General features: G+C 48.7%; 19 protein-coding genes, 1 tRNA gene and 1 riboswitch. Of the genes, 2 read left to right on the top strand and 18 right to left on the bottom strand.

The window, feature by feature from the left end:
* Nucleotides 1-2: 2 nt before the first annotated feature.
* The 13 genes from lysS to OIK42_RS12905 form a co-directional block, all read right to left on the bottom strand.
* On the bottom strand, nucleotides 3-1,553 hold the full coding sequence (gene lysS / locus OIK42_RS12845; protein WP_273641067.1) for a lysine--tRNA ligase: 1,551 nt from the start codon (nucleotides 1,551-1,553) through the stop codon (nucleotides 3-5).
* A 26-nt stretch (nucleotides 1,554-1,579) separates the two neighbouring features.
* A protein-coding gene (gene prfB, locus OIK42_RS12850) for a peptide chain release factor 2 (RefSeq protein ID WP_273641070.1) occupies nucleotides 1,580-2,678 on the bottom strand; the annotation gives its coding sequence in 2 pieces (ribosomal slippage) (nucleotides 1,580-2,602 and nucleotides 2,604-2,678; 1,098 coding nt in all).
* 99 nt (nucleotides 2,679-2,777) lie between these two features.
* A complete protein-coding gene (locus OIK42_RS12855) occupies nucleotides 2,778-3,356 on the bottom strand; it encodes an NADPH-dependent FMN reductase (protein WP_273641072.1) in 579 nt (192 codons plus the stop codon).
* Between the two features lie 61 nt (nucleotides 3,357-3,417).
* Nucleotides 3,418-5,151 (bottom strand): arginine--tRNA ligase, encoded by a 1,734-nt coding sequence (gene argS / locus OIK42_RS12860; RefSeq protein ID WP_273641074.1) that lies wholly within the window; start codon nucleotides 5,149-5,151, stop codon nucleotides 3,418-3,420.
* A gap of 8 nt (nucleotides 5,152-5,159) precedes the next feature.
* Nucleotides 5,160-6,743: a peptide chain release factor 3 gene (gene prfC / locus OIK42_RS12865; RefSeq protein WP_273641075.1), complete on the bottom strand. Its 1,584-nt coding sequence runs from the start codon at nucleotides 6,741-6,743 to the stop codon at nucleotides 5,160-5,162.
* A 245-nt stretch (nucleotides 6,744-6,988) separates the two neighbouring features.
* Nucleotides 6,989-7,453: a ribosomal protein S18-alanine N-acetyltransferase gene (gene rimI, locus OIK42_RS12870; protein WP_273641077.1), complete on the bottom strand. Its 465-nt coding sequence runs from the start codon at nucleotides 7,451-7,453 to the stop codon at nucleotides 6,989-6,991.
* Nucleotides 7,438-7,902: a hypothetical protein gene (locus tag OIK42_RS12875; protein ID WP_273641079.1), complete on the bottom strand. Its 465-nt coding sequence runs from the start codon at nucleotides 7,900-7,902 to the stop codon at nucleotides 7,438-7,440. Before OIK42_RS12875 ends, rimI begins: the two co-directional genes overlap by 16 nt.
* Before the next feature lie 180 nt (nucleotides 7,903-8,082).
* Nucleotides 8,083-9,672, bottom strand: coding sequence for a tetratricopeptide repeat-containing sulfotransferase family protein (locus tag OIK42_RS12880; protein WP_273641081.1), 1,590 nt, complete (start codon nucleotides 9,670-9,672; stop codon nucleotides 8,083-8,085).
* Between the two features lie 338 nt (nucleotides 9,673-10,010).
* Nucleotides 10,011-10,087 (bottom strand) — tRNA-Trp (locus OIK42_RS12885).
* Nucleotides 10,088-10,204: 117 nt separating this feature from the next.
* Entirely contained in the window at nucleotides 10,205-10,987 is a 783-nt protein-coding gene (locus tag OIK42_RS12890) for a phosphotransferase (protein WP_273641083.1), read from the bottom strand.
* Nucleotides 10,957-11,571, bottom strand: coding sequence for a nicotinamide riboside transporter PnuC (gene pnuC, locus OIK42_RS12895; RefSeq protein WP_273641085.1), 615 nt, complete (start codon nucleotides 11,569-11,571; stop codon nucleotides 10,957-10,959). Before pnuC ends, OIK42_RS12890 begins: the two co-directional genes overlap by 31 nt.
* On the bottom strand, nucleotides 11,564-11,833 hold the full coding sequence (locus tag OIK42_RS12900) for a YkoF family thiamine/hydroxymethylpyrimidine-binding protein (protein ID WP_273641539.1): 270 nt from the start codon (nucleotides 11,831-11,833) through the stop codon (nucleotides 11,564-11,566). Before OIK42_RS12900 ends, pnuC begins: the two co-directional genes overlap by 8 nt.
* Before the next feature lie 9 nt (nucleotides 11,834-11,842).
* Nucleotides 11,843-13,918 carry a TonB-dependent receptor gene (locus OIK42_RS12905; RefSeq protein ID WP_273641086.1) on the bottom strand — a complete coding sequence of 692 codons (2,076 nt, stop codon included), beginning with the start codon at nucleotides 13,916-13,918 and terminating at the stop codon, nucleotides 11,843-11,845.
* 56 nt (nucleotides 13,919-13,974) lie between these two features.
* Nucleotides 13,975-14,075: riboswitch (TPP riboswitch) on the bottom strand.
* A gap of 388 nt (nucleotides 14,076-14,463) precedes the next feature.
* Here OIK42_RS12905 and OIK42_RS12910 point away from each other — a divergent pair.
* Nucleotides 14,464-16,227: a helix-turn-helix domain-containing protein gene (locus OIK42_RS12910; RefSeq protein WP_273641088.1), complete on the top strand. Its 1,764-nt coding sequence runs from the start codon at nucleotides 14,464-14,466 to the stop codon at nucleotides 16,225-16,227.
* Between the two features lie 284 nt (nucleotides 16,228-16,511).
* Here the strand turns inward: OIK42_RS12910 and OIK42_RS12915 are convergent, their stop codons facing one another.
* Nucleotides 16,512-17,018, bottom strand: a complete 507-nt coding sequence (locus tag OIK42_RS12915; protein WP_273641089.1) for a GNAT family N-acetyltransferase — start codon at nucleotides 17,016-17,018, stop codon at nucleotides 16,512-16,514.
* A gap of 87 nt (nucleotides 17,019-17,105) precedes the next feature.
* Nucleotides 17,106-17,516 (bottom strand): acyl-CoA thioesterase, encoded by a 411-nt coding sequence (locus OIK42_RS12920; RefSeq protein ID WP_273641091.1) that lies wholly within the window; start codon nucleotides 17,514-17,516, stop codon nucleotides 17,106-17,108.
* Nucleotides 17,517-17,671: 155 nt separating this feature from the next.
* Between OIK42_RS12920 and OIK42_RS12925 the strand changes: the two genes are divergently transcribed.
* Nucleotides 17,672-19,798: a GNAT family N-acetyltransferase gene (locus tag OIK42_RS12925; RefSeq protein ID WP_273641093.1), complete on the top strand. Its 2,127-nt coding sequence runs from the start codon at nucleotides 17,672-17,674 to the stop codon at nucleotides 19,796-19,798.
* 212 nt (nucleotides 19,799-20,010) lie between these two features.
* Here OIK42_RS12925 and OIK42_RS12930 read toward each other — a convergent pair whose 3' ends face one another.
* From OIK42_RS12930 to OIK42_RS12940, 3 genes are read right to left on the bottom strand one after another with little or no spacing between them, the layout of a single operon-like run.
* The gene (locus tag OIK42_RS12930) at nucleotides 20,011-21,297 is read right to left on the bottom strand and encodes a tetratricopeptide repeat protein (RefSeq protein ID WP_374211871.1); all 1,287 of its coding nucleotides are present in this window, start codon (nucleotides 21,295-21,297) and stop codon (nucleotides 20,011-20,013) included.
* Nucleotides 21,298-21,302: 5 nt separating this feature from the next.
* A complete protein-coding gene (locus OIK42_RS12935; RefSeq protein ID WP_273641095.1) occupies nucleotides 21,303-21,914 on the bottom strand; it encodes an energy transducer TonB in 612 nt (203 codons plus the stop codon).
* Nucleotide 21,915: 1 nt separating this feature from the next.
* A complete protein-coding gene (locus OIK42_RS12940) occupies nucleotides 21,916-22,314 on the bottom strand; it encodes an ExbD/TolR family protein (protein ID WP_273641096.1) in 399 nt (132 codons plus the stop codon).
* Between the last annotated feature and the right edge of the window lie 4 nt (nucleotides 22,315-22,318).

Here is a 22,318-nt window from a genome sequence, read left to right on the forward strand (position 1 = left end):
GTTTATTCGCTGTCTTGCTGCGTCTGCGGCTTCATATGCGGGAATAAGATAACGTCTTTAATGGTCGGGCTATCGGTAAACAGCATGGTCAGGCGATCGATACCGATACCCTCACCGGCTGTAGGCGGTAAGCCAAACTCCAGGGCCCGAATGTAGTCTTCGTCAAAGTGCATGGCTTCGTCGTCGCCGGCATCTTTTTCTTCAACTTGCTTACTAAAGCGTTCAGCCTGATCTTCGGGATCGTTAAGCTCACTGAAGCCATTGGCTAGTTCGCGTCCGCCAACAAAAAACTCAAAGCGATCGGTAATGAACGGGTTATTATCATTACGGCGCGCCAATGGTGACACTTCCCACGGATATTCGGTAATAAACGTAGGCTGCTCAAGCTGTTCTTCGGCGGTGGCTTCAAATATTTCGCACAAGTACTTGCCCGCGCCCCAGATACCGTCCACTTCCGGCTCTTTAATGTGTAACTGCTTGGCCATGGCTTTGAGTTCAGGCAAATGCGCTTCCGGATCGCGTATCGCGGCTTCATTGGCTTCTGGCCAGTATTTTAAGATGGCCTCGCCCATGCTCAGTCGCTCAAAGGGCTTGCCAAAATCATAGTGCTTTTCGGCAATCACATTACCGTCGGTATCACGTACGGTATTAACCAGTTTGGTAGTACCCAGAATATCGTCAGCCAGCGAACGCAGCATGTCTTCAGTCAGGTTCATCAGATCGTTATAGTCTGCATAAGCCTGATAAAACTCCAGCATGGTAAATTCCGGGTTATGGCGCGTTGACAGGCCTTCATTGCGGAAGTTACGGTTGATTTCGAACACGCGTTCAAAGCCCCCTACCACTAACCGCTTGAGGTATAACTCAGGCGCAATCCGTAAATACATATCGATGTCTAACGAATTGTGATGGGTGACGAAAGGTTTGGCTGTCGCGCCGCCCGGGATAACCTGCAACATGGGGGTTTCCACTTCGATATAATCGCGGGTGGTTAAGAAGTTACGGATACCGTTTACAATTTTGCTGCGAACCACAAAGGTTTCGCGGGTTTTCTCACTGGTGATGAGATCCACATAGCGCTGACGGTACTTGGTTTCCTGATCGGTCAGACCATGGAACTTCTCTGGCAGTGGACGCAGTGACTTGGTGAGCAATTCATAGCTGGCCATATTGACATACAAGTCGCCCTTGCCGGATTTATGCAGCGCGCCAGCCACACCAATAATATCGCCAATATCCAGTGACCCATAACGGGCTTTAAGATCTTTTTGAACCGTTTTATCGGCATACGCCTGAATACGACCGGTCATATCCTGGAGCAGTATAAAGGGGCCACGCTTGGCCATCACCCGCCCGGCAACGCTAACCTGGTTGTCTTGCTCAACCAGTGTTTCTTTGTCCAGCTCAGCGTATTTGTCTTGCAGTTCTTGTGCGTAATTCTCGCGACGAAAACTGTTAGGAAAGCCGTTAGCGCGACATTGTTCGCGAATAGCGCTGAGTTTAGCGCGACGCTCGGCAATCAATTTGTTTTCGTCGAGTTGTTGTTCGCTCATAGTTTATTCACTTAATTTTTGAGTTACTACAGGCCCGATTTCAGGCTGGCTTCTATAAATTTATCTAAATCGCCGTCTAAAACGGCCTGGGTATTACGGTTTTCTACGCCAGTGCGTAAATCTTTAATCCGCGAGTCATCCAACACGTAAGAGCGGATCTGACTGCCCCAGCCGATATCAGACTTGTTGTCTTCCAACGCTTGCTTTTCGGCATTTTGTTTTTGTAATTCAAATTCAAACAACTTCGCTTTTAACTGCTTCATTGCCTGATCTTTGTTTTTATGTTGCGAACGGTCGTTCTGGCACTGCACCACAATGTTGGTCGGTAAATGGGTAATTCGCACTGCCGAGTCTGTCCGGTTAACATGCTGACCACCCGCACCTGATGCCCGGTAGGTATCAATGCGTAAATCCGACGGATTAATATCGATTTCGATGTCGTCGTCTATTTCAGGGTAGGCAAACGCCGACGCAAAAGAAGTATGTCGGCGATTCCCTGAGTCAAACGGCGATTTACGTACCAGTCGGTGAACACCGGTTTCGGTGCGCAGCCAGCCAAACGCATATTCGCCACTAAACCGAATCGTTGCGCTCTTAATCCCCGCTACATCCCCGTCTGATACCTCGATGAGCTCGGTTTTAAAGCCGTGCAGTTCACCCCAGCGCAAGTACATACGCAGCAGCATATTGGCCCAGTCCTGGGCTTCGGTTCCGCCAGAGCCTGACTGGATATCCAAATAGCAGTCATTGGCATCGTTGGCACCGGAGAACATACGGCGAAACTCGAGCTTCTCAAGCTGCGAAATCAGCTCATTTAGTTCTTTTCGGGTTTCGTCAAAGGTTTCTTCATCTTCAGCCTCAACGGCTAATTCTAATAGCCCTTCAACGTCATCAGCACCCTGCTCAAGGTTAACGATGGTTTCAACCACCTGCTCCAAGGCAACCTTTTCTTTGCCTAACGCTTGCGCCTTCTCCGGATCATTCCACACGTCGGGGCTTTCAAGCTCGCGGTTAACTTCTTCTAATCGCTCTGACTTTGCATCAAAGTCAAAGATACCCCCGAAGCGCCGCAGTGCGCTCACGAATATCCTGAATGCCATTTTGAACAGGGTTTACTTCAAACATACCAACCTTTTAATTTGTTTGTTTTTTCGGATGCGCGATAGTACCGAATTTCGGCTGCTTTTAACAGCCGTTTTCGGTACTGTGACTGGTTAAGGACGCTTACCCGGCGTTGAGTTTCTGCGCCATGCTGACCAGCTGTTTGGTCAGGTTGGTAAGTTGCTTGCGGGCCGTCTCATCGGTCAGTTTGCCGTTGTCATCGAACTTGTCAGCGGCATTGGCCACCGATACCTGCAAGGGGATTACCACACTCATGATGTTCTGCAAAAGCATGCGCAGCACTGCCAGTACACGCATACCGCCAAGGCCGCCGGGCGACGCCGCCATCAAGCCAATCACTTTATCCTTGTAGGCCGCCAGCATGGGCTCATCATCGCTGGTCTTACGCGACGCCCAGTCGATGGCATTTTTTAATAGTGCCGGATAACTGCTGTTATACTCCGGGCTGGCAATTAAAAACGCATCATGATCAATGAGTAATTGTTTAAAGGCCTGGGCGCGTTCGGGCATGCCATATTCACTTTCTTCGTCTTCATTAAAAATGGGCATCGCATAATCAGCCAGGCTGATTACCGTAACCTCTGCACCGGCCGCTTTTGCCGCTTCTGCGGCATTTTCGACTAACGCCTGATTATATGAGCCATTACGTGTGCTACCTGAAAAAGCGAGTACTTTTACCATGGTTCCATTCCTTTTTGTATGAGTCTGATGATTATACGCACAGACCACTCAAACCGTGCACTTACATTTTATCCAGCGTTTCAATACCTAATAATTCAAGACCCAGCTTCAGCTCTCTGGCAACCAGTGCGGCTAATGCCAGGCGACTGGCACGGGTGGCTGCCGGCACGTCACTTTTTAATATCGGGCACGCTTCATAAAAACTCATAAAGTGACTCGCCAGATCGTACAGATAGCTACATAACACATGCGGCGTTGCATCACGGGCCACCACATTTAACTGCTCTTCTAACTGCAGTAACTGTACAGCCAGCGCATGTTCCTGCTCGTGTTCGATACTGATGTTAGCCTGCAGCGCCGTCGGCGCGACTTCGGCCTTCCGAAACAAGCTTTGGATGCGGGTGTACGCATATTGCAGGTAAGGCGCGGTATTGCCCTCAAAACTTAACATGGTGTCCCAGTTAAACACATAGTCGGTAGTGCGGTTCTTACTTAAGTCGGCATACTTTACTGCGCCAATGCCCACCTTGCGGGCAACCTCTTTCAGCTCGTCGGCGTCTAAACCGGTGTCTCTGGCAGCCAGTAACCGGGCCGCGCGCTCTACCGCCTCATCGAGCAACTCTACCAGCTTCACCGTGCCGCCACTGCGGGTCTTAAAGGGTTTGCCGTCGCTGCCTAGCATCATACCAAAAGGGCAATGCTCGTAGGTTTGCTCCGCTTTCATAAAGCCCGCTTTACGGCCAACAATTTCAGTTTGTTTAAAATGCAAGGCCTGGCGGGCGTCGGTTAAAATGAGCGTGCGGTCTGCATTGAGTGTACCGCTGCGGTAACGCATAGCCGCTAAGTCAGTGGTAGCATATAAGTATCCACCTCCTGATTTTTGCACTATGTATACGGCAGGGTTACCTTCTTTGTCGGCCAGTTCGGGAATAAAGGCAACCTGTGCGCCTTGGTCTTCCACCACGATGCCTTTTTCTTTCAGCTCGGCGACAACCGGCGCTAAATCGTTGTTGTAAGCCGACTCACCCATAATGTCGGCGCGGGTGAGGCTGACATTTAATTTTTTGTACACTTCTTCGCTGTGTGAAATAGACACATCAATAAACAAATGCCACAACTCGGCGCACTGCTGATCGCCGCTTTGCAGTCTGACCACATACTCACGGGCCCGATCGGCAAAGCCGTCTTCTTCATCAAAGCGAATTTTCGCTTCGCGGTAAAAGTCTTCTAAGTCAGACAGGGCTGTCTCGGCTACCTGGTTTTTATTAAGCTTGTCGCTTAAATGCGCCAGTAGCATGCCAAACTGGGTACCCCAGTCACCCATGTGATTCTGGCGAATAACCTTGTGGCCCAAAAACTCCAGCAGTTTTACCACGGCGTCGCCAATAATCGTGGTACGCAGGTGGCCAACGTGCATTTCTTTGGCCAGGTTGGGCGAGGAATAATCAACCACCACCGTTTGCGGAGTCTGCTGCGCAACACCTGCGCGCGTATCCTGCAAAGCCTGTTGGCAGGCAGATGCCAGCCATTCATCGGCCAAATGGATGTTAATAAAGCCAGGGCCGGCGATGTCCAGTTTGCTGGCAATATCATCGAGTTTTACATGCTCAAGTACCTGCGCGGCGATGTCACGCGGCTTTTGCTTTAGTTGCTTGGCCAGCGCCATGGCGCCGTTAAACTGATATTCACCAAATTCAGGACGACCACTGCGCGCGATGGGCACCGGTGCATCGGTAATTCCCATGTCGGCCAGAGCCTGCGAGAAACGAGAGATTAATAAGGCGTGAATATTCATAGCTGTGTTTAGTGCTCGCGTGTGGTGTTAAATTCAATATCGGGGTAACGCTCCTGAGCTAACTGGAGGTTTACCATGGTGGGCGCTACGTAGGTGAGATTGTCACCGCCATCGAGTGCCAGGTTCTGCTCTGCTTTGCGGCGAAATTCATCGAGTTTTCGCTCGCTGTCTGAGTACACCCAACGCGCCGTTGCCACGTTAACGTGCTCATACAGGGCATCAACGTTATATTCTGCTTTTAAGCGGGCGACCACCACATCAAACTGCAGCACCCCGACCGCACCAACAATCAGATCGTTGTTCGCCAGTGGCCTGAATACCTGCACGGCGCCCTCTTCTGACAGCTGAATAAGGCCTTTCTGCAGTTGCTTTTGACGCAACGGATCACGCAGTCGAATGCGCTTAAACAGCTCTGGTGCAAAGTTTGGAATACCGGTAAAGCGATAATCATCGCCCGACGAAAAAGTATCGCCAATACGAATAGAACCATGGTTATGCAGGCCGATAATATCGCCCGCGTAGGCTTCTTCGAGTAATGAGCGATCGCCGGCTAAGAATGTCAGCGCATCGGAAATACGCACATCCTTACCAATGCGGGTATGGCGCATTTTCATGCCCTTTTCATACTTGCCCGAAACAATACGACAAAAGGCGATACGGTCACGGTGTTTAGGATCCATGTTGGCCTGGATTTTAAACACAAAGCCACTGAACTTAGCGTCAGTCGAATCGATCTCACCCTTGTCGGTGGCTCGCCCCTGCGGCTGTGGAGCCCAGGCAACCAAACCATCCAGCATGTGATCAACACCAAAGTTACCCAGTGCTGTACCAAAGAATACGGGGGTAATTTCACCGGCTAAAAACAATTCCTGATCAAACTCATTGGAGGCACCCATGACGAGTTCCAGCTCATCACGAAATTCAGCCGCCAGGCCATCACCTACTGCAGCGTCAACCTCAGGATTGTTCAACCCTTTAATGATTCTCACATCCTGAATAGTGTGGCCCTGCCCCGACTGATACAGCATAACCTCGTCGCGATGTATGTGATACACCCCTTTAAACTGCTTACCGCAACCAATTGGCCAGGTGACCGGCGCACAGGCAATATTCAGTTCCGTTTCAACTTCATCAAGCAGCTCCATGGGGTCGCGGATATCGCGGTCGAGCTTGTTCATAAACGTTATGATTGGCGTATCACGTAAGCGCGTGACTTCCATCAGTTTGCGGGTACGATCCTCAACACCTTTTGCGGCGTCGATTACCATCAGGCAGGAGTCTACTGCCGTCAGGGTACGATAAGTATCTTCAGAGAAATCTTCGTGTCCTGGTGTATCGAGCAGGTTGATCAGATGATCCGAATAAGGAAACTGCATCACCGACGTCGTTACCGAGATCCCCCGCTCTTTTTCCATGTCCATCCAATCGGACTTCGCATGCTGCCCTGACTTTTTACCTTTTACGGTGCCGGCAGTTTGCAAAGCGTGTCCGTACAGGAGCACTTTTTCGGTGATTGTGGTTTTACCGGCATCGGGGTGCGAGATAATCGCAAACGTGCGCCGACGCTTAATTTCTTCTAACAGCTGGGTCATTCAATAAACCTGATTTTAATTCGGGAGTGCTGGCACTGGACGTATCGCTGTTCGTAGCGATAGTCTCGCAATGGCCAGGCCTTGTCATGTCGCGGGATTATACGGACTTTTACATTTTATTGGTAGTCAAGCTACATGAGAATCAAATAGCCCGACAACGCTGGCATGCAGGCGAAGCAGTGTGGTAAGCGCGTCGGCTGAAAAACCATTGCAAACTATTGCAAACTGTCGCCCATAATACGCTGTTAAAGCTGCAAAGACATCATTAATGCGTCTTCCCTGCCCCCGGCAATGGGATAGTAATTTTTGCGCCGCTCAAGCAGGGCAAAACCGGCCTTTGTATACACATGAATAGCAGCCTGATTAGACTCGCGAACTTCTAAAAAACAAACCCTGTGCTGCTGATGACGACAATGACAGAGCACATGCTGCAATAGCTGTTTACCCACGCCCTGGCCCTGATATTCAGGTGCTATGGCAATATCCATTACTGTTACTTCATCGAGTACAATCAGCAAAATGGCATAGCCTAATATGACATCATCACTTATTACCAGCCAGCATTCATATGGCGAAGTTGTACAATCAGTAAAAGTTGATTTGCTCCACGGTACCACTTGTACAGCGCAGTGAATAGGATAACAAACCGCCAGTGACTCAGGACTGGCCAGTTCAAACTTCAGCGGCGTGGAGGCTACCTTTGTTGACACAATGCCTTCCACAGCTGTTTTTTATGCTCGGCAGACAGTTTATCCGGTGTTGCAGGTAAGCGGATGTGCGTTGCATTAACGCTTACATCCCCGCCAATCATAACCGGTAAGGATACGTTTGCAGCCGTTAGCTGCAGGGCCTGCAATACATCATCGGCAAACGCCGGATACTGTTGTGCTGATAAGGGTTGCAAGTCAGGTTGGGCGTCAGCCTTGTCAGGCGGTGCCGGTTTAGCTGACATATTGTCTTTAATTTTTTGCAAATGGCTGCGCGCATCAGATTGCGATGCTTTGGCTGGGGCTTGCACAGGTGATGACGATGCAGCATCCGGGCGCTGTCGTTGCCCCTTGGTGGCTGTGCTGACCGCGGCTTTATCCTGCGGTTGCCACACCGGAATGTGCATTTCCTGCAATGCTGCAATTTGATAATCGGATAATTCTGCTGTCATGAATTAATTGGTCCTGCGCAGTTTTAGGGAGTTCGCCCTGCACCGCAGTTTATCAAACGAAAGGGGAAAATGGCAGGCAGAGGTGTCTACTTTCACTTTACAGATAGCGGCCCCCGCCAGTCCAAAACCTGAGTCGGACCCAAGATTAACATAAACTAAATAAAGGCCCCGATCATTCTCTTATTGCGGCCGGTGCTTATTAAGTTCTTGTAGCATTGGCTGCAACTGAGATTCATACTTTTTCCACCGTTCAATGGATTTTGTATAAACAGGCTGCCTCACTTGTACTGAGCTGGCAGTGCTAACCGGCGTTGATTGCTGGTGAAATTGCAAACAACTGTCTTCCCAATCTAATCCCAGGTAGGTAATAATTTTACGTGCATTGGGCTCAAAATTCATTGCAAGTTCTTCGTAATGAACTTCCAGATATTGTTCACCAAAGCGCGTACGCCAGGTTTCCATCATATGGAGGTACCTGGCGTGATGCCTGGCCATCTCCAGTTGATCATACGAATAGGGATAGGCATGGGTAAACAGCTGTTTAAATCCAGATAAACAGGTGTCCATTGGATCTCTGCGCAGATGAACAATTTTTGCCTTCGGTAGCGCTTTGAGAATAAGTGGCAGGAAAAGAAAGTTACTGGGCAGTTTATCAACAAAATGTGGCGTATTCCCCCTCACCTTTTTGACACTATTCATATACGCTTCGCCTAACAGACGGGGGGCGCATTTAGTTGCTCGGATTGCTAACTGTGGCGAGAGCTCAGCTTCACCAACGGTGTCAGAAAGCTGACTGATACAGTAAATTAAGTTCTTTAATTCACCTGCTGAACTTATCTGTGAATGGGCGCTAATGATGTGTTCTACCAGCGATGTGCCAGAACGCGGCTCGCCAATAACAAAAATTGGCGCCTCGTCCTCGTGACCATCGGCCCCATTTTGCAACCACTCTTCGGTGCAGGTAGCCATCAAATGTTCGTACATTTGCTGTTCTAAAGCTTCATCGTATTGGATAGATGCCCGCTTTGCAGCGGCACCTGCTGAAAATGACTGAAACGCTTCACTCCATTGCTCTAAGTCCTCATGCTCTTTACCACAAGCATAATGGAAATGCGCCAGATCGCCCGGTCCGAAGCGGAAAGACTGCATTACCGATTTCATTTGCGTGATGTGTTTCTGATCCTGCGCTTTTTTGAGACCTGAAAGCAACCAGTGTGCAGTTGCAAAGGCCGGTTGCAGTTTCACAATAGATGATAAAATTGTTTCAGCTTCGTCTATTTTTCCAAGGTACATAAGACACGTGGCCTGATTAAGTAAAAACCCAATATTGTTTGGCTGCTGCTGTGTCGCTTTTTGATACCATTTAAGTGCGTCTTCATAGCGAGTCAGTGCGGAATTTACTAATCCCACCATTTGTTTTAGATTCGGACTGCCATCATCATATTTAATCGCCTTGTTAAGGGCGTCTTCCGCCGCCGAAAACTCGCCAAAAGCGGCTTTCAACTCGGCAATATGTGCCCAACAAGCGCAATTTTTTGGGTCATACCTGAGCACATTGCAAAACGCATTGAGGGCCTCTTTGCGATTATTTAACGCATTTTCAACCAATCCTGATAAGAAGTTCGCCTGCGTCGAATCGGCATTAATCGACAGTGCTTGGTCTACAGCCTGTTTTGCACTTTGAAATTGCCCAGTGTTAAGCGAGTGAAGTCCTTGTTGTAACAGGCGCTGAAATTGCTGCAGTGTTGCTATGTCATTGCTTTTATTCAAGCGTATGTCCTTTTGCGTATGCTAATTAGTAGTGAGCTTACTATTCGTGAACTGATAATTACAGAGGATTTGTCTCAACGAGTATTAAAAGCGAAAACCGGCATACGTAACAATGATACGGCTGGTGCAGAGAGCAAAAGGCTAAGCAGAAAGCCCGGATTTCAGTCCTGAATTCACAGTTTAAAACAGCACGTTCAGACGCAGATCCGCAGCAAACAAAAAATAAACAGAGGCTACCCTGGTCGTTTGACATTTAACGCTGGGATAGTGGGCGCTAAGATTGCGCGCGGATTGTTTACAGAGAGGTTTTACCATTTTGACGCGCTAGCCACAAGAAGTGGCAGGGGTGGAGGGACTCGAACCCCCAACCATCGGTTTTGGAGACCGCTGTTCTACCAATTCGAACTACACCCCTAACGCGCTGTGAATTATACGTAAGCGCGATCAAAGGTAAAGTATTTTTAGCTTAAATCGGTAAAATCCTGCTCAAGCGCGCAAATAATAAACGTTTTGTTTTGTGCCTCAGTATTGTTTAGCACTGGCGCTCGGCCGCAGCCTGCCAAAGTCGGTTGGTAAAATCCACAACCGGTATAAAGTCCTGTAATTTACCGTACACCAGTGAGCGCTCAAGGCCCATTCTGGTAGCATAGTCATCGCTTAACGCCCGACACTGTGTTTCATTTAGCTCATTGATCAGCGCACAGGCAGCCAGGTCAAAATAGCGGTTGCCGGTGGCGGCATATTCCCAGTCAATCACGATATCGCGGTTGTCTCCCACCAAATGGGTAAATGATAAGTCATTGTGGCACAGGCAAAAGTCGTAATAATGACTGGATTGTCCGATCACCGCCGCAAGCTTGTCCCGCTGTGGAATAAATTGCCTGGCTTGTTTGCTGGGCAACTGCTCTAAGTAATGCTGCCAGCACGGTAACAATGCCAGCGTTGGTGCCTGAAGGTCGAGGTTATGGATCTTCGCCAGGGCTTGCGCCAGACGGTCCGTCTCAATGCCGCCGGACGATGGCGTATCTACCCATTGTTCAACCCAAACGCGATGCTGCAAGTTAACATCAACCACCGTTGGCGCAACCTGCAAGTTGGCTAATTGCTGCTGCAACTGCTCTATTTTACGATAATCGACCGCGCTGAACCCCGCCGGCCCGAGTATTTTAACTGCCCAGGAGATGCCCTCTCCCCTGACATGATAGACCTGGTTGGCCATGCCCTTGCGCACGGGCTCAAGGGTGATGTTTTGAGCATCGGTAAGCAGCGGTGCCAGTAATTGTTTCAGCTGTTGCTCTGGTAACACTTTGACCATTGCACTCTCCACTGGCTATACCCATAAATCGAAAACCCGACGTACCCGAGGAACAGGCATGCCGATAATACCAGCCCACTTTGCCAGTAAAGAAAGACTGCCGCACTGTTAATCACGAACCAGTAAATCCAGTTCTGCAATATTTTGTGCGCCACCATAAAGGTGGTTGCCACACTAAAAACGTTAATGGCCGCATCCAGCCACAAATACTCACCGCTAAATTGTGTACCGGCTAATTTACCGAGCAGTATGGCCACCACGGTTAACGCAGCAACCATCAACAGATGCCAGCGCAGCGGCTTTGACTGCACCTGCCGTGTCTCGCCCGGTTGATGATGCCACTGCCAGTAACCGTAAACCGCCATGATCATATAAAAAATATTCAGCGCCGACTGAAATGGCAGTGTGACCTGCCAAAACAACCAGGTATAAATAGCGGTGCTGATAAACGCCGCCATCCAACACCAGGCACTTTGCCGTGCCGCAAGCAGCACATAGGCGATGGCGAGCAGTACTGCCAGCCATTCAGCTAACGAGGTGCCAGCGACCTGCCCGGCAAATTGAGTCACCGCCTGCTCAGTCATCGTTTACCTGTCTGCTTTGCATGGCATCGTAGTTAAGAAACTTCGCCACAAACACAGCCTGACCGACTTCTTCATGAGTACGCTGCATTTCTGCGCCGAGAATTTGCATCACCTCACTGTAATCGCCGTGCACCTGGGTACTGGTTGAACAGGTTGTGACGGTTAACCTTGGGTAATTATTCAGCCGCTCAATAAAGGCTTTGATAGGCGGAATAAACTCATTCACAAGTGGATACAACGACAGTTCAACCATGACTTGCATCATATTCTCCTAAAAGTGGTAACGTACGGTTACACCGGTTTGACGGCCATCACCAAGCTGATAATAGGGTTCGTCAAACTCATAAAAATCGCGCGGATCGTTACTAAAGCCACCAAAGCCACGGGTATAATGAGTGCGATCAAAGGCATTATTTACCCACAACGTGGCTTCCCAGTCCTGCTGTTGCCAGCTCAGCTGAGTGTGTACCAGTACGCGCGACGGTGCCGTTACATCGTGACCATCAGAAAAGCGGTAACTGTCGACATAGTCCACTTCAATATTCCAACGCAAGGTGTCGGTAATATCAAACCGGCTAAGCATATTCGCCGTGTATTTCGGGGCCTGCGCCTGTTGCTGCTCAGTCACCTCGGTACCATCGGCCTGCACATACCCCTCAAAATACGCATCCAGATAGCCGGCGGACATATCCAGCGACCAATTATCTGCCAACTGCACGCTCACTTCGGCTTCAACACCCTGATTGGTGCCAAGATCAGCATTGGCAATGATATCGATAAACTCGGCTGAGCCATCCTCTCGATATTGCAGTTCGTAATCACTCACCTGGGTGTCCTGGCGTTTCATGACGAAGGCAGCAAGCCGCGCTGTCACATTGGGGGCAAAGCGACCTTTTACGCCTAATTCGTAATTCCAGTTATATTCTTCATCGTAAAAACGATTGGCTTCGGTGACGTTTTGGTCAGGGTTGATCCCGGCGCCTTTAAAACCACGGGAGATACTGCCGTAAAGCACCTGTTCGCCCAGTTGATAACTCAGCGCAAACTTGCCACCCAGCATGGTCGAGTCGTTGTCCCGACTAAGGCCGGCATTATCAGCATAGGAAAAGTCGTAATTTTCCAGTCGCAACGACAAGGTCGCAGTGAGCTTATCGCTGAGTTCACTGTCGAGTTCGCCATACAGGGCTTTTGTTATAGGTTGGAAGCGGCTGATAAAGTCGCCGTCGTTGTAAGTGTATTCCCGCAGTAAGTCTTCCTGGTTGTTTTTAATGCGCGCGCCAATCACCCACGACGTGGTGTCGTCGAACAATCTCAGGCTGTCATCACTTACAAACCGGACTTCAACGGTATTGGTATCAACATCACGATAATAATAGTCAGTGGAGGTATAACCCCACGGGTGGAAACCGGTGTAAGTCCAGTCTTCATCAAACCCGTAATCGATGTTGTTGCTGGCATGGGTAAAAATAAAATGCATGTCACCGCTGGCCAGTTGTGTGAGCACGTTTGCACTGAGCGCATGTGTTTGCTGGCGATCAAAGCCCGGCTCATCAGACAGGGTTTCCCGGGTGTTATCCAGTGAAAACGCATCGAAACCGTTGTCGATATCATACCAGCGGTAGTTTAACGTGAGCGTCACGTCATCACCGTACTGATATTTAGCAGCCAGTTTAACCGCCGACTCGTCGATATTATTGGTATTGTCCCGGTTTAAGTAGGTATTGCGCACGAAGCCGTCACTGCGGTTGTGCAACAATGCTCCACGAAGATGGAGATTGTCGGATACCGCAACACTTTTACCTAACTCCAGGCGGTGACTATTTTGCGTGGCTTTGCTAAACAAACCGTAGTCGGCTTGTTCGGCATCGGCCGCGGTAGACTTAATTAATACCGCTCCGGCCAGGGCTCCGGTGCCAAATACGGTAGCCTGAGGACCTCTGAATACTTCGACCTGTTGGGTATCAAACAATACCGCGGCAGCACCTAACCCGGTAAAGTCAAAATCGTCAACCATAATGCTGACCGAAGGATTTATCGGCTCGGCAAACTGGCTGCGTTCGCCAATACCACGAATCTGAATAAAGCGCCCGCGGGATGCACCGCTGGAAAAATTAACATTAGGCGCAACGCGCAGTAACGAATCTATGTGAACGGCCTGACGGTTTTGAATACGGGCATTATCAATCACCGACGCACTGGCGCTGAGCTGGTCAAGTGTACGCTGGTAAAAATCACCATAAACAGTGACTTTTTCGATGTTCTCGTCGGCACTGTCGTTTTGCTGAGCGGCAAGATTTACCGATACGCTAAGTAACGAGAGCGACAATAATGTTGTGTGTAATTTCATACTGGATCTCTTGTGCAATGATGTCCAAAAGATCCGGCTTTTAACGGCAGGTGATAAGTTCTGATGATAACCATCCCTACGCCGGTATTATCCGGATCAGGTTTAAGGGTTCCCACATGTTGGATCTCAGCCGCTGACGGCACCCCTTGGTAAACGCATATAGAATGCGAGGTGGAGTCTACCAAGACTTATCTGAATTGCAACAGCAATAACCTGCAGAGAATTTACTGAACAGAAATAAAAATGCCCACCAGGATGCGGTGGGCACTGCTTTTGCGCTCCCGGATTAAGAGCGGTTTACCGACCGGTGGTGACGACACCAGTCTTCATGGCAATGGTAGGATACAACTAACGTTACAGCGGTTGAAGCGTCAGTTCCAGCCAGTGCCATAGCTGTTAACGACAGTTAATGTAACGCTGTGCAGCTATCACTGCTAGGACACATTTGGTAAAACTATAGGACAATTTTGTATCCCAAGGCTTAACAGTTGGGGAAATTTAAGTATGATGGCTATGAAACGGGACTTGGATATAAACACTCAGTTATGTCAGTAACTTACACTGGAACGTTCTGGTCGGGAGTAAGCCGTGCACTGCTCTCATTGCGTCGCGATAAACATTTACCTACGCCAGCAGAGCAGGAAACGCTTAAGGCACTGAGCGACATAGAATCCAGTAACTACCCCATTGAACAGCTCAACGACCTGCTCAGCAAACTGTTTTTGTGCGAGGTACCCGAGCACATAGGCCAGTCAATTCTCGGCTATTTTGATTTTACCCGAATGGGCACGATTCACTGCTATGTATCGATGGCCAGGGATATCAGTGCCGCACTGGATGGACTAACTCAGTTTAACAGCCCCTTATTTGACGCCTCAGAGACCTTTACCGTCGAACAAAGTGATACGGCAGTCAAACTCATTATTACTGCTCACTACCTGGCAGAAATGGAGCCACCAATTGTGGCTTTTCTGCTGGCGTTATTCAGGCACATTGCCGGGCGCGAATTCGATTTTATCGCCATTGAAACCAAATATGCGCATCACTGGTGGCCTCTTGCACCGGTTAGCAAAGCAACACTGACTCACCATTCGCGTGCCCTGGTTGTTACCTTCGCGCCGCAATGGCTTAACCGTCCCTCATACTTTTATAGCCCTAAATTACAGAGTATCCTGGTAAAAAACCTGCAGCATCATTCACCATCCAATTTTAAACATGAACTGCTGCAAGTGTTTCGACAGTTTCCAGCGCCGGCTAAAATTCGTGCCGAAGCGGTGGCCGATGCCATGGGGTTAACTGAATCGGTATTTCGGCGCAAGCTGCGTGACGAAAAGCTCTCATTCAGCGCTTTGTTAAAATCGCATATTCATGAACAGAGTGTCAGCCAGCTACTGCGTGGCACCAGGATTGACCACTTATCTGAGCAACTGGGCTTTTCAGACCGCCGTTCCTTTGATCGGAGCTTTAAAGAATTTACTGGCGTGAGCCCTGCCCAACTGCGACAAATCGGCAGCCGTCTGCGCTTTCAGCGGGGTAATCAGGCATTAACTGAGATTACCGAGAACCTGCCACCTCTGCCCGAAACCATAACAGAGATCATCAATTTGTCGGAGCAACAGCTCGGGGTCGACAAACTGGTAACACTTATCTCCGCTGATCCGGTTTTTCGTGCCCACGTTATGGGGAAAGCCAGCCGCGCATTATATGGCAATATTCCGGGCTCGCTGGAACAGGCCATCGGTCGTAATCTTGGGGTCAGTAACGTGAAATACCTGGCGGTATTATTTGCTGCCCAACAGTATCTCACTGTGCAAAGCGTTCATCCGAACGTGCCGGGCATGATTGATGCCATGTTATTGAGTCACGCACTATTTGAGCGCACTTTTGCAAGCGAATACAGTGCAGAAGACAACGCCCTGATTGCGCAGCTTCTATTGTTCGGACCGCTGGCATTGTTACTCATTTTTCACACCGAGCATCTCGACGCTAAAGATTTTTTAGCCGCCTGGCAGCAAAGTGGGTCTTTTAACGACTTTATCCATTGTCTTACCAACGAATACAATCTTTGCCTTTATGGCGCATCCACCCTGATGCTGATCAGGTGGGGCTTTACCTCCAATGTCAACCAGTCGCTCTGGCGGCTTTGCCAGGACCGGGATTCAAAAGTCAGCCAACGCATTAAATTCTGCCACAGCCTGGCGTTTGATAAACTTTGCTTTAATCAAAATACCGGAACACTGCAAACAGACGAATCGCTGTTTAGTGCGCAACAAGCCACAACGGCTGAGGATTTATTGAACAACTGGTAATTCGGGCATTTACTTATCTGACGCGTCCATTGATTCATTGTACTTTCTTTTCAGGTACTTATCGCTGGCGCTTAATTCTCTTTGAAATCATAAAAACGACAATCGGCACGGAGAGCCAAAGCATTACTAATGCTTAACTGACTGATTATACTGAAGACCCCAACCAGCACCGACAATTAACGAATCCAAGTTGATTTTCATCCTGAGAATATTTTCTTAAACGCACGCAATCCCTCAGCTGTACTTCAGCAAACACTACGAATACTGACTCCACCCTATTACTGTTACTCCGTATTGTTAAGCGGTCTGAGTTTCGCAAAGATATGACTATCAAAGTACTGACCATTTTTAAAGATAGCTTTTTGCAGTACCGCTTCCTGTGTAAAGCCGGATTTTAAAAGTAACCGCATTGACGCAATATTGCCCGAAAATACCGTTGCAAATAAACGCACTATGTCTGTGCCTGAAAACACCACATCGGTGATTTGCTGAATGGCAGACCCTGCAATGCCCTTGCGCCAATACTCTCGTGCTATCCAGGACCCGATTTCACCTGATTTCTGATATTCATAATCTCCACGTGTTACACCAATGCACCCGACGAGCTGGCCATCAACGGAAATCGCTTTGGTTAAGTCACCACGGCTTCCCTCCTCTACCCACCAAAGCGCATCTTCTGTGGTATAGGGAAAAGGAATTTTGGGCGACAGAAACTGGGTAACGGCCGCGTCGTTAAGAATGGTAACCAGATTACCCATATCATTTTGGGTAAAGTCCCGAAGAGCAATCATTGAAGTCCCTTGATTATCATTAGATTTTATCTATGTTGCTGTTGTATTTTTTGCAGGTCTGCTTGGTTAAGCTTATCGCCCAAGCACTTATATGCCGTTTTCAGCAAACGCCTGGGCGGTCTGCTCTGCCAACGACTCCAGGGTTTTGCCATGGGCGACGGGCAGACGACTGGAGGGATCAAGTTTCACAAAAACAATATCGTCGGCTAAACAAATCGATTTTTTGGTGGCTTTATTACGTACCAGACAGCTGACTGTTATGGAGGTTTTACCTACCGCTTTGGTGGCTAGTCCAAACTCCACAATATCGCCCTGCATCGCCGGCGACTCAAAGGTAATTGCGCCAATATGTTTGGTTACCAGACAATTGGTTTCCAACTGACATATTGCATAGATTGCGGCTTCTTCGTCTATCCATTGCAGCAAACGCCCGCCAAATAAAGAGTGGGCGTAGTTTAAATCGTTCGGCATAACCAGTCGGCGGGTCAAAAATCTCATTGCACTCATGTGTTCCAGGGTTAACTTATTGACAGGATGCTATTTTAAGAGAATTTTAATTGTGATGCGCCATTGATTACGACATTTTTGCTAATCATTGGTACCCAACGACAAATTCGTTACACTAAGGTCATATTTTCCGGGTCACTGGTATCGTGAACAACTTCCAAGAAAAATTAAAGGGCTGGCTGTGGCAGCGCCAACAAGACCAATCCCATCGCCAATTATTAGTGGTTTCTGGCAGTCAGACCTTCTGTCGCAGTGTGTTAAGCACGCTGACCGAAGAATACCCAAAAAGCGCAACAACGTTGCTTGGCCGTTCATTATACTCTTTTAGTAAAGCACAGGAGCTCAAGCGCTACCGCCATTTGCTGGGCAGTGAATGTCAACTCGCCATATATGATGCCTTTGATGCGTTGCGCCCCAATGCGGTATTAGCCCTGGCCGGCACGGTTGCTCGTGGTGGCTTAATGGTTATATGCTGCCCGCCGTTGACACAATGGGCCGGGTATCAGGAGCAAACCTCAGGGCATTATCTCAGTTACGGCGAAACCTGCCTGACCAGCCCCCTCCGCCAATACCTCGCGGCTGAATTTAAACACGGCAAAAGTGTTGCGCTTTACAGCGAAGACGGTGAGCTATCGTTGCCCCTTGGGACGTTTGCCTGTGCCCCGGCAGGCGTTCGCCCACCGGCGCCCTTTGCGACCGAAGATCAGCATAGGATCTTTAGTCAAATAGCCGCCAGACTGAACGGCCTGAGGTGTGCACTTATTACCGCGCATAGAGGACGAGGCAAATCTACCCTGATGGGTATGGTGGCCGGCCAATCACTGTTAAACAACACGCCGGTAATCGTTACCAGTCGCCATGAATCAGCAGCCGAAATGGTGTTTAAGGGGCTGGCACTCACCTGCCCTGATATTGTACAAATCGCCCCACAGCAATACAGTTATAACGGCGTACTGTGCAGTTGGCTGCCACTTGATCACCCTTCCCTGAATAATCCGGATAACCATCTGGTTATCATCGATGAAGCTGCAGCAACACCTATACCGCAGTTAAAACAGCTCTGCAGTGCTGCTTCAAGGGTTCTGCTGAGCACTACAATGATAGGTTATGAGGGCTCAGGCCGGGGCTTTATTACTCGTTTTATCCCATGGCTGACTAATCAATACGACGCCCTGGCCCATTACAGCTTACAAACTCCGGTACGCTGGTTTGCCGGCGATCCGCTGGAACACTTTTGGCACAGCGCTTTTGGTCTCAATACCGCCGAAGGGCCGCTAGCGCAGATAAACCAACCGAACTCTCCCCTGGCACATAACCGGGTCAGGATTAACACAGTTGACCGTTCCTCACTTGTCGTCGAGCACAAAGAGCAAATATTAGGCTTATTAATGCAAGCCCATTACCAGACCACAGCCGATGAACTGGTGAGATTAACCGATAGCCCCAACCAGCATACGCTCACAGCCACGAGCAGAGGTACAGTCATCGGCGTGCTGCATTATCAGTTAGAAGGCAGCCACTATCTTAAGCCGGTTGCTGACGCTGTTGCTTCAGGAACCCGGCGCGTTAACGGGCATCTTTCGGCACAAGCCTTGGCCCTGCTTGTTGCGGATCCACAGTTTGCTACATTCAGTTACTGGCGCATTAACCGCATTGCGGTGCTTCCCTCATACCGGCGCAAAGGCGTGGGCAGGAAGCTCGTTGAAGCACTTAAGGCGATGGCGAAAGCAGCCAACATAGATGGCATCACTACGTCATTTGGCACCACCGATGAACTTGTCTGCTTTTGGCAGCGACAACAGTTTGTAGCAGTAAAACCAGGCTTAAAAAAAGACGCTGCCAGCGGAGAGTACAGTTTACTCATGCTAAGGCCAATTTCCGAAGCCTTGTCTGCGCATAGTGCATTGATTGATTATCGCTACGGACAAGAATTAAAGCTGCACCCTGCCCCAAAATCGTTTGCCCGTTATGTCGTCAAACCCTTAAGCGATAAGGCCATTACCGATGCTTGTAATCACAGGATCCTTACCGCACTGGTAGACAAACACAGAAGCATTCAGCACAGTAATGCGGCCGTAGCCTGGCTACTCACGCAAATTGAGTCAGAATCGATACCACCGGGTTTACAGGTGAGTTACGAGGTACTTAGCCACTATATTGCAATGCTTAACACGCCCAAAATGTTCATCCAACGCTATACACTTAACGGTAAACGCGCGGCAGAAGACTACGTCGTAGAACATCTCACGCGCCTCTATCAGCACACGGATTAACGTCCTGCGTTGCTGCGCGCCTTGGCAGTTATAAGCCTGTATCACGGACATTTAATATCTGAAGATTATTCAGGTTGCCTAAAAAACCCGTTATTGCAGTGGTCTTACCAAACCGGTTAGCTGATTTTAAACAGATTGGAGACAGTGTTTTAAAAGGCATTAAAAAAGCGCCGCAAGGCGCTTTTTAAGTGGTTAAATTGATACCAGAAATACTAGATATTAATACCACGGTTTTTAGCTTTTTGCTTGATGTAAGGTTCCCACGCATTTGCGTTACGACGCAAGCTTCGGTCCTTTTTAGCTTCCTGAATATGCACATACGCTTGTTTAAAGTCGCCAGCATAAAAGTTAGCTTCCATCAGGCTGAAGTGAACCTTTGCAGGATCTTCAACGCCACGGTCAAGGGCATTCTTCAACGCTGTAATCGCACCTTTGTAGTCTTCTGCTGTTAACAACAGAACACCTTGCTTGCGATAGTACTCAGGGTCAGATGAGAGTTTAGCAGCTTGCTCGTAATACTTGGCAGCTTTCTCATACTCCAGAGCCTGGTGATAACTGTTCGCAACCGATGCTAAATTATCGGCATTACGCTCGATTCTGCCATTCTCGATATTCTCAGCCAAAAACTCGGCTGACTTGAATGGCATATCGTTTGTCGCGTACAGCTGTGACAGCATTTTCAGCAGGTTTTGCTTTTCTATAAAGCCTGCATTGTAAGCAATTTCCAGTGTGGAGAGCGACTTTTTAAAATCCTCTACCATCAGATAAAATTGCCCTAACTGTGTCCACCATTTACCTTCATCAGGGAACGTATTAACAATGTCTTCTGCAACCGAAATAGTTTCAGAATACATTTTACGTTCGTAAAATGAAGATAGCTTCATAACATAAGCGTTGATGTTGGGCTTTTCATAAAGCTCAATCGCCTTGTCTGCCGGCGCAATGACCGAGTCATAATCCTTCAGTTCATAGAACGCATTTGCCATGCGCAAATATACTTCAGGTTCTTCTTTACAGGTGAAATCTAACCAAGACTGATAATATTCAACAGCTTGCTTATATTCCTGCTCCTGTAAACTCAGGTCGGCGACCAGCTTCAGCGTTTGCGCATGCTCAAGGTCGTTCAGTACCTTGGGTTTAACTGATGACACCAAAAGGCTAAGTGCTTCACCACCTTTACCTTCCTTGGTTGCCAACATGTTACCCAGCAAGCGGTTTACATAAGCTTTATCGAAGTCTTCATCTGCATCGATATCCCGTAGCATCTGAATAGCTTCATCAAGCAAATCTTCGCCGTAAGCCTCGTATGCACTTTGTACTTTCTTGCCCACACGCTGACCAACCAGGTTGGTATTGCCCTTTTCATATCCAGGACAAACAACCGGGCCAACTGGCTTAGGTTCTTTTCCACCTTGCTGCGCGAACGCAGGGGCGGCAACCGCAGAGCTTAAAGTCAATGCTGCAACTACTAATGACTTTTTAAACATTTTGGATTTCAACATAATTATTGCTCCAGTTTAAAGTCTAGTTGAACAAACATATTAAACTGCTTCACTGGCTTACCGTCAACGATCTTAGGCTTGTACTTCCACTTAGCCAACGCTCGGCGAGCTTCACGATCAAAGATACGTTTCGGATCTGCGTCGATAACATCAATATCATCAACCGAACCGTCTTCCATGATCGTAAACTGCAGTTTTACCCAACCTTCTTTACCATCACGGGCAGCCTGTGGTGGATACTTCGGGTTAATACGAACAATCGGGGTTGCTTCACCATCAGATTGCATTGCACCAACTCCACCGATGTTGACCCCTACACCACCGGTATCAACACCTGGGATATCCAGGCTGAAACCATCAGTATCAGGCTCTGCATCTTCCGGCTCAACAGGCTCCATTTTAGGCGGCTGTTGTGGCGGAGGCGGCGGTGGTGGTGGAACACGAGTCCGCGTTTGAACATCCTCTTCTGGTGGCTGCATAACCACATCGATTATCGGCGCATCAGGTATTTCATCTACCGGTCGCGCTGAGTTTTCAATAAGCTTCGCCATTACTACGAATAGACCGAAAGCAATAGCGGCGCCTAATAATATAGAAGCGATAAATCGTACCATCTTAGTTCCTCGCTGCTACCGCTATACGGTCAATGCCTGCAGCTTTAACCTGGTCCATGACTTCAACAACCACCCCGTGTTTGGCCTTAACATCAGCCTGAATAAACACATAATCAGTTGGTTGCTCCGTTAGTAATCGCTCTAGATTAGCCCTGACACTGTCTACCGACACCTCACGTTTATCTAACCAAACATCACCATCCTCTGTAACAGCAATGAAAATGTTTGCATTTTTGTGTAGAAACGCTCGGCTCGCATCGGGCTTATTAACATCTATACCGGCTTCTTTTACGAAAACGGTTGTCACGATAAAGAAGATCAGCATGATAAACACGATGTCCAACATGGGCGTCATGTCAATCGCTGCATCTTCCTCTTCGGTTCTGACTTTTCGAGCCATAATC

It is taken from the genome of Alteromonas gilva, assembly GCF_028595265.1.
Taxonomy (GTDB): Bacteria; Pseudomonadota; Gammaproteobacteria; order Enterobacterales; family Alteromonadaceae; genus Alteromonas; species Alteromonas gilva.

Bases quoted from the DNA above. Each gene is read 5' to 3' on its own strand.
- pnuC (WP_273641085.1), bottom strand. From the start codon at position 11,571: ATGACTGAGCAGGCGGTGACTCAATTTGCCGGGCAGGTCGCTGGCACC.
- OIK42_RS12940 (WP_273641096.1), bottom strand. From the start codon at position 22,314: ATGGCTCGAAAAGTCAGAACCGAAGAGGAAGATGCAGCGATTGACATG.
- OIK42_RS12910 (WP_273641088.1), top strand. From the start codon at position 14,464: ATGTCAGTAACTTACACTGGAACGTTCTGGTCGGGAGTAAGCCGTGCA.
- OIK42_RS12855 (WP_273641072.1), bottom strand. From the start codon at position 3,356: ATGGTAAAAGTACTCGCTTTTTCAGGTAGCACACGTAATGGCTCATAT.
- lysS (WP_273641067.1), bottom strand. From the start codon at position 1,553: ATGAGCGAACAACAACTCGACGAAAACAAATTGATTGCCGAGCGTCGC.
- prfC (WP_273641075.1), bottom strand. From the start codon at position 6,743: ATGACCCAGCTGTTAGAAGAAATTAAGCGTCGGCGCACGTTTGCGATT.
- OIK42_RS12920 (WP_273641091.1), bottom strand. From the start codon at position 17,516: ATGAGATTTTTGACCCGCCGACTGGTTATGCCGAACGATTTAAACTAC.
- OIK42_RS12875 (WP_273641079.1), bottom strand. From the start codon at position 7,902: ATGACAGCAGAATTATCCGATTATCAAATTGCAGCATTGCAGGAAATG.
- OIK42_RS12905 (WP_273641086.1), bottom strand. From the start codon at position 13,918: ATGAAATTACACACAACATTATTGTCGCTCTCGTTACTTAGCGTATCG.
- OIK42_RS12900 (WP_273641539.1), bottom strand. From the start codon at position 11,833: ATGCAAGTCATGGTTGAACTGTCGTTGTATCCACTTGTGAATGAGTTT.
- OIK42_RS12890 (WP_273641083.1), bottom strand. From the start codon at position 10,987: ATGGTCAAAGTGTTACCAGAGCAACAGCTGAAACAATTACTGGCACCG.
- OIK42_RS12935 (WP_273641095.1), bottom strand. From the start codon at position 21,914: ATGGTACGATTTATCGCTTCTATATTATTAGGCGCCGCTATTGCTTTC.
- OIK42_RS12915 (WP_273641089.1), bottom strand. From the start codon at position 17,018: ATGATTGCTCTTCGGGACTTTACCCAAAATGATATGGGTAATCTGGTT.
- argS (WP_273641074.1), bottom strand. From the start codon at position 5,151: ATGAATATTCACGCCTTATTAATCTCTCGTTTCTCGCAGGCTCTGGCC.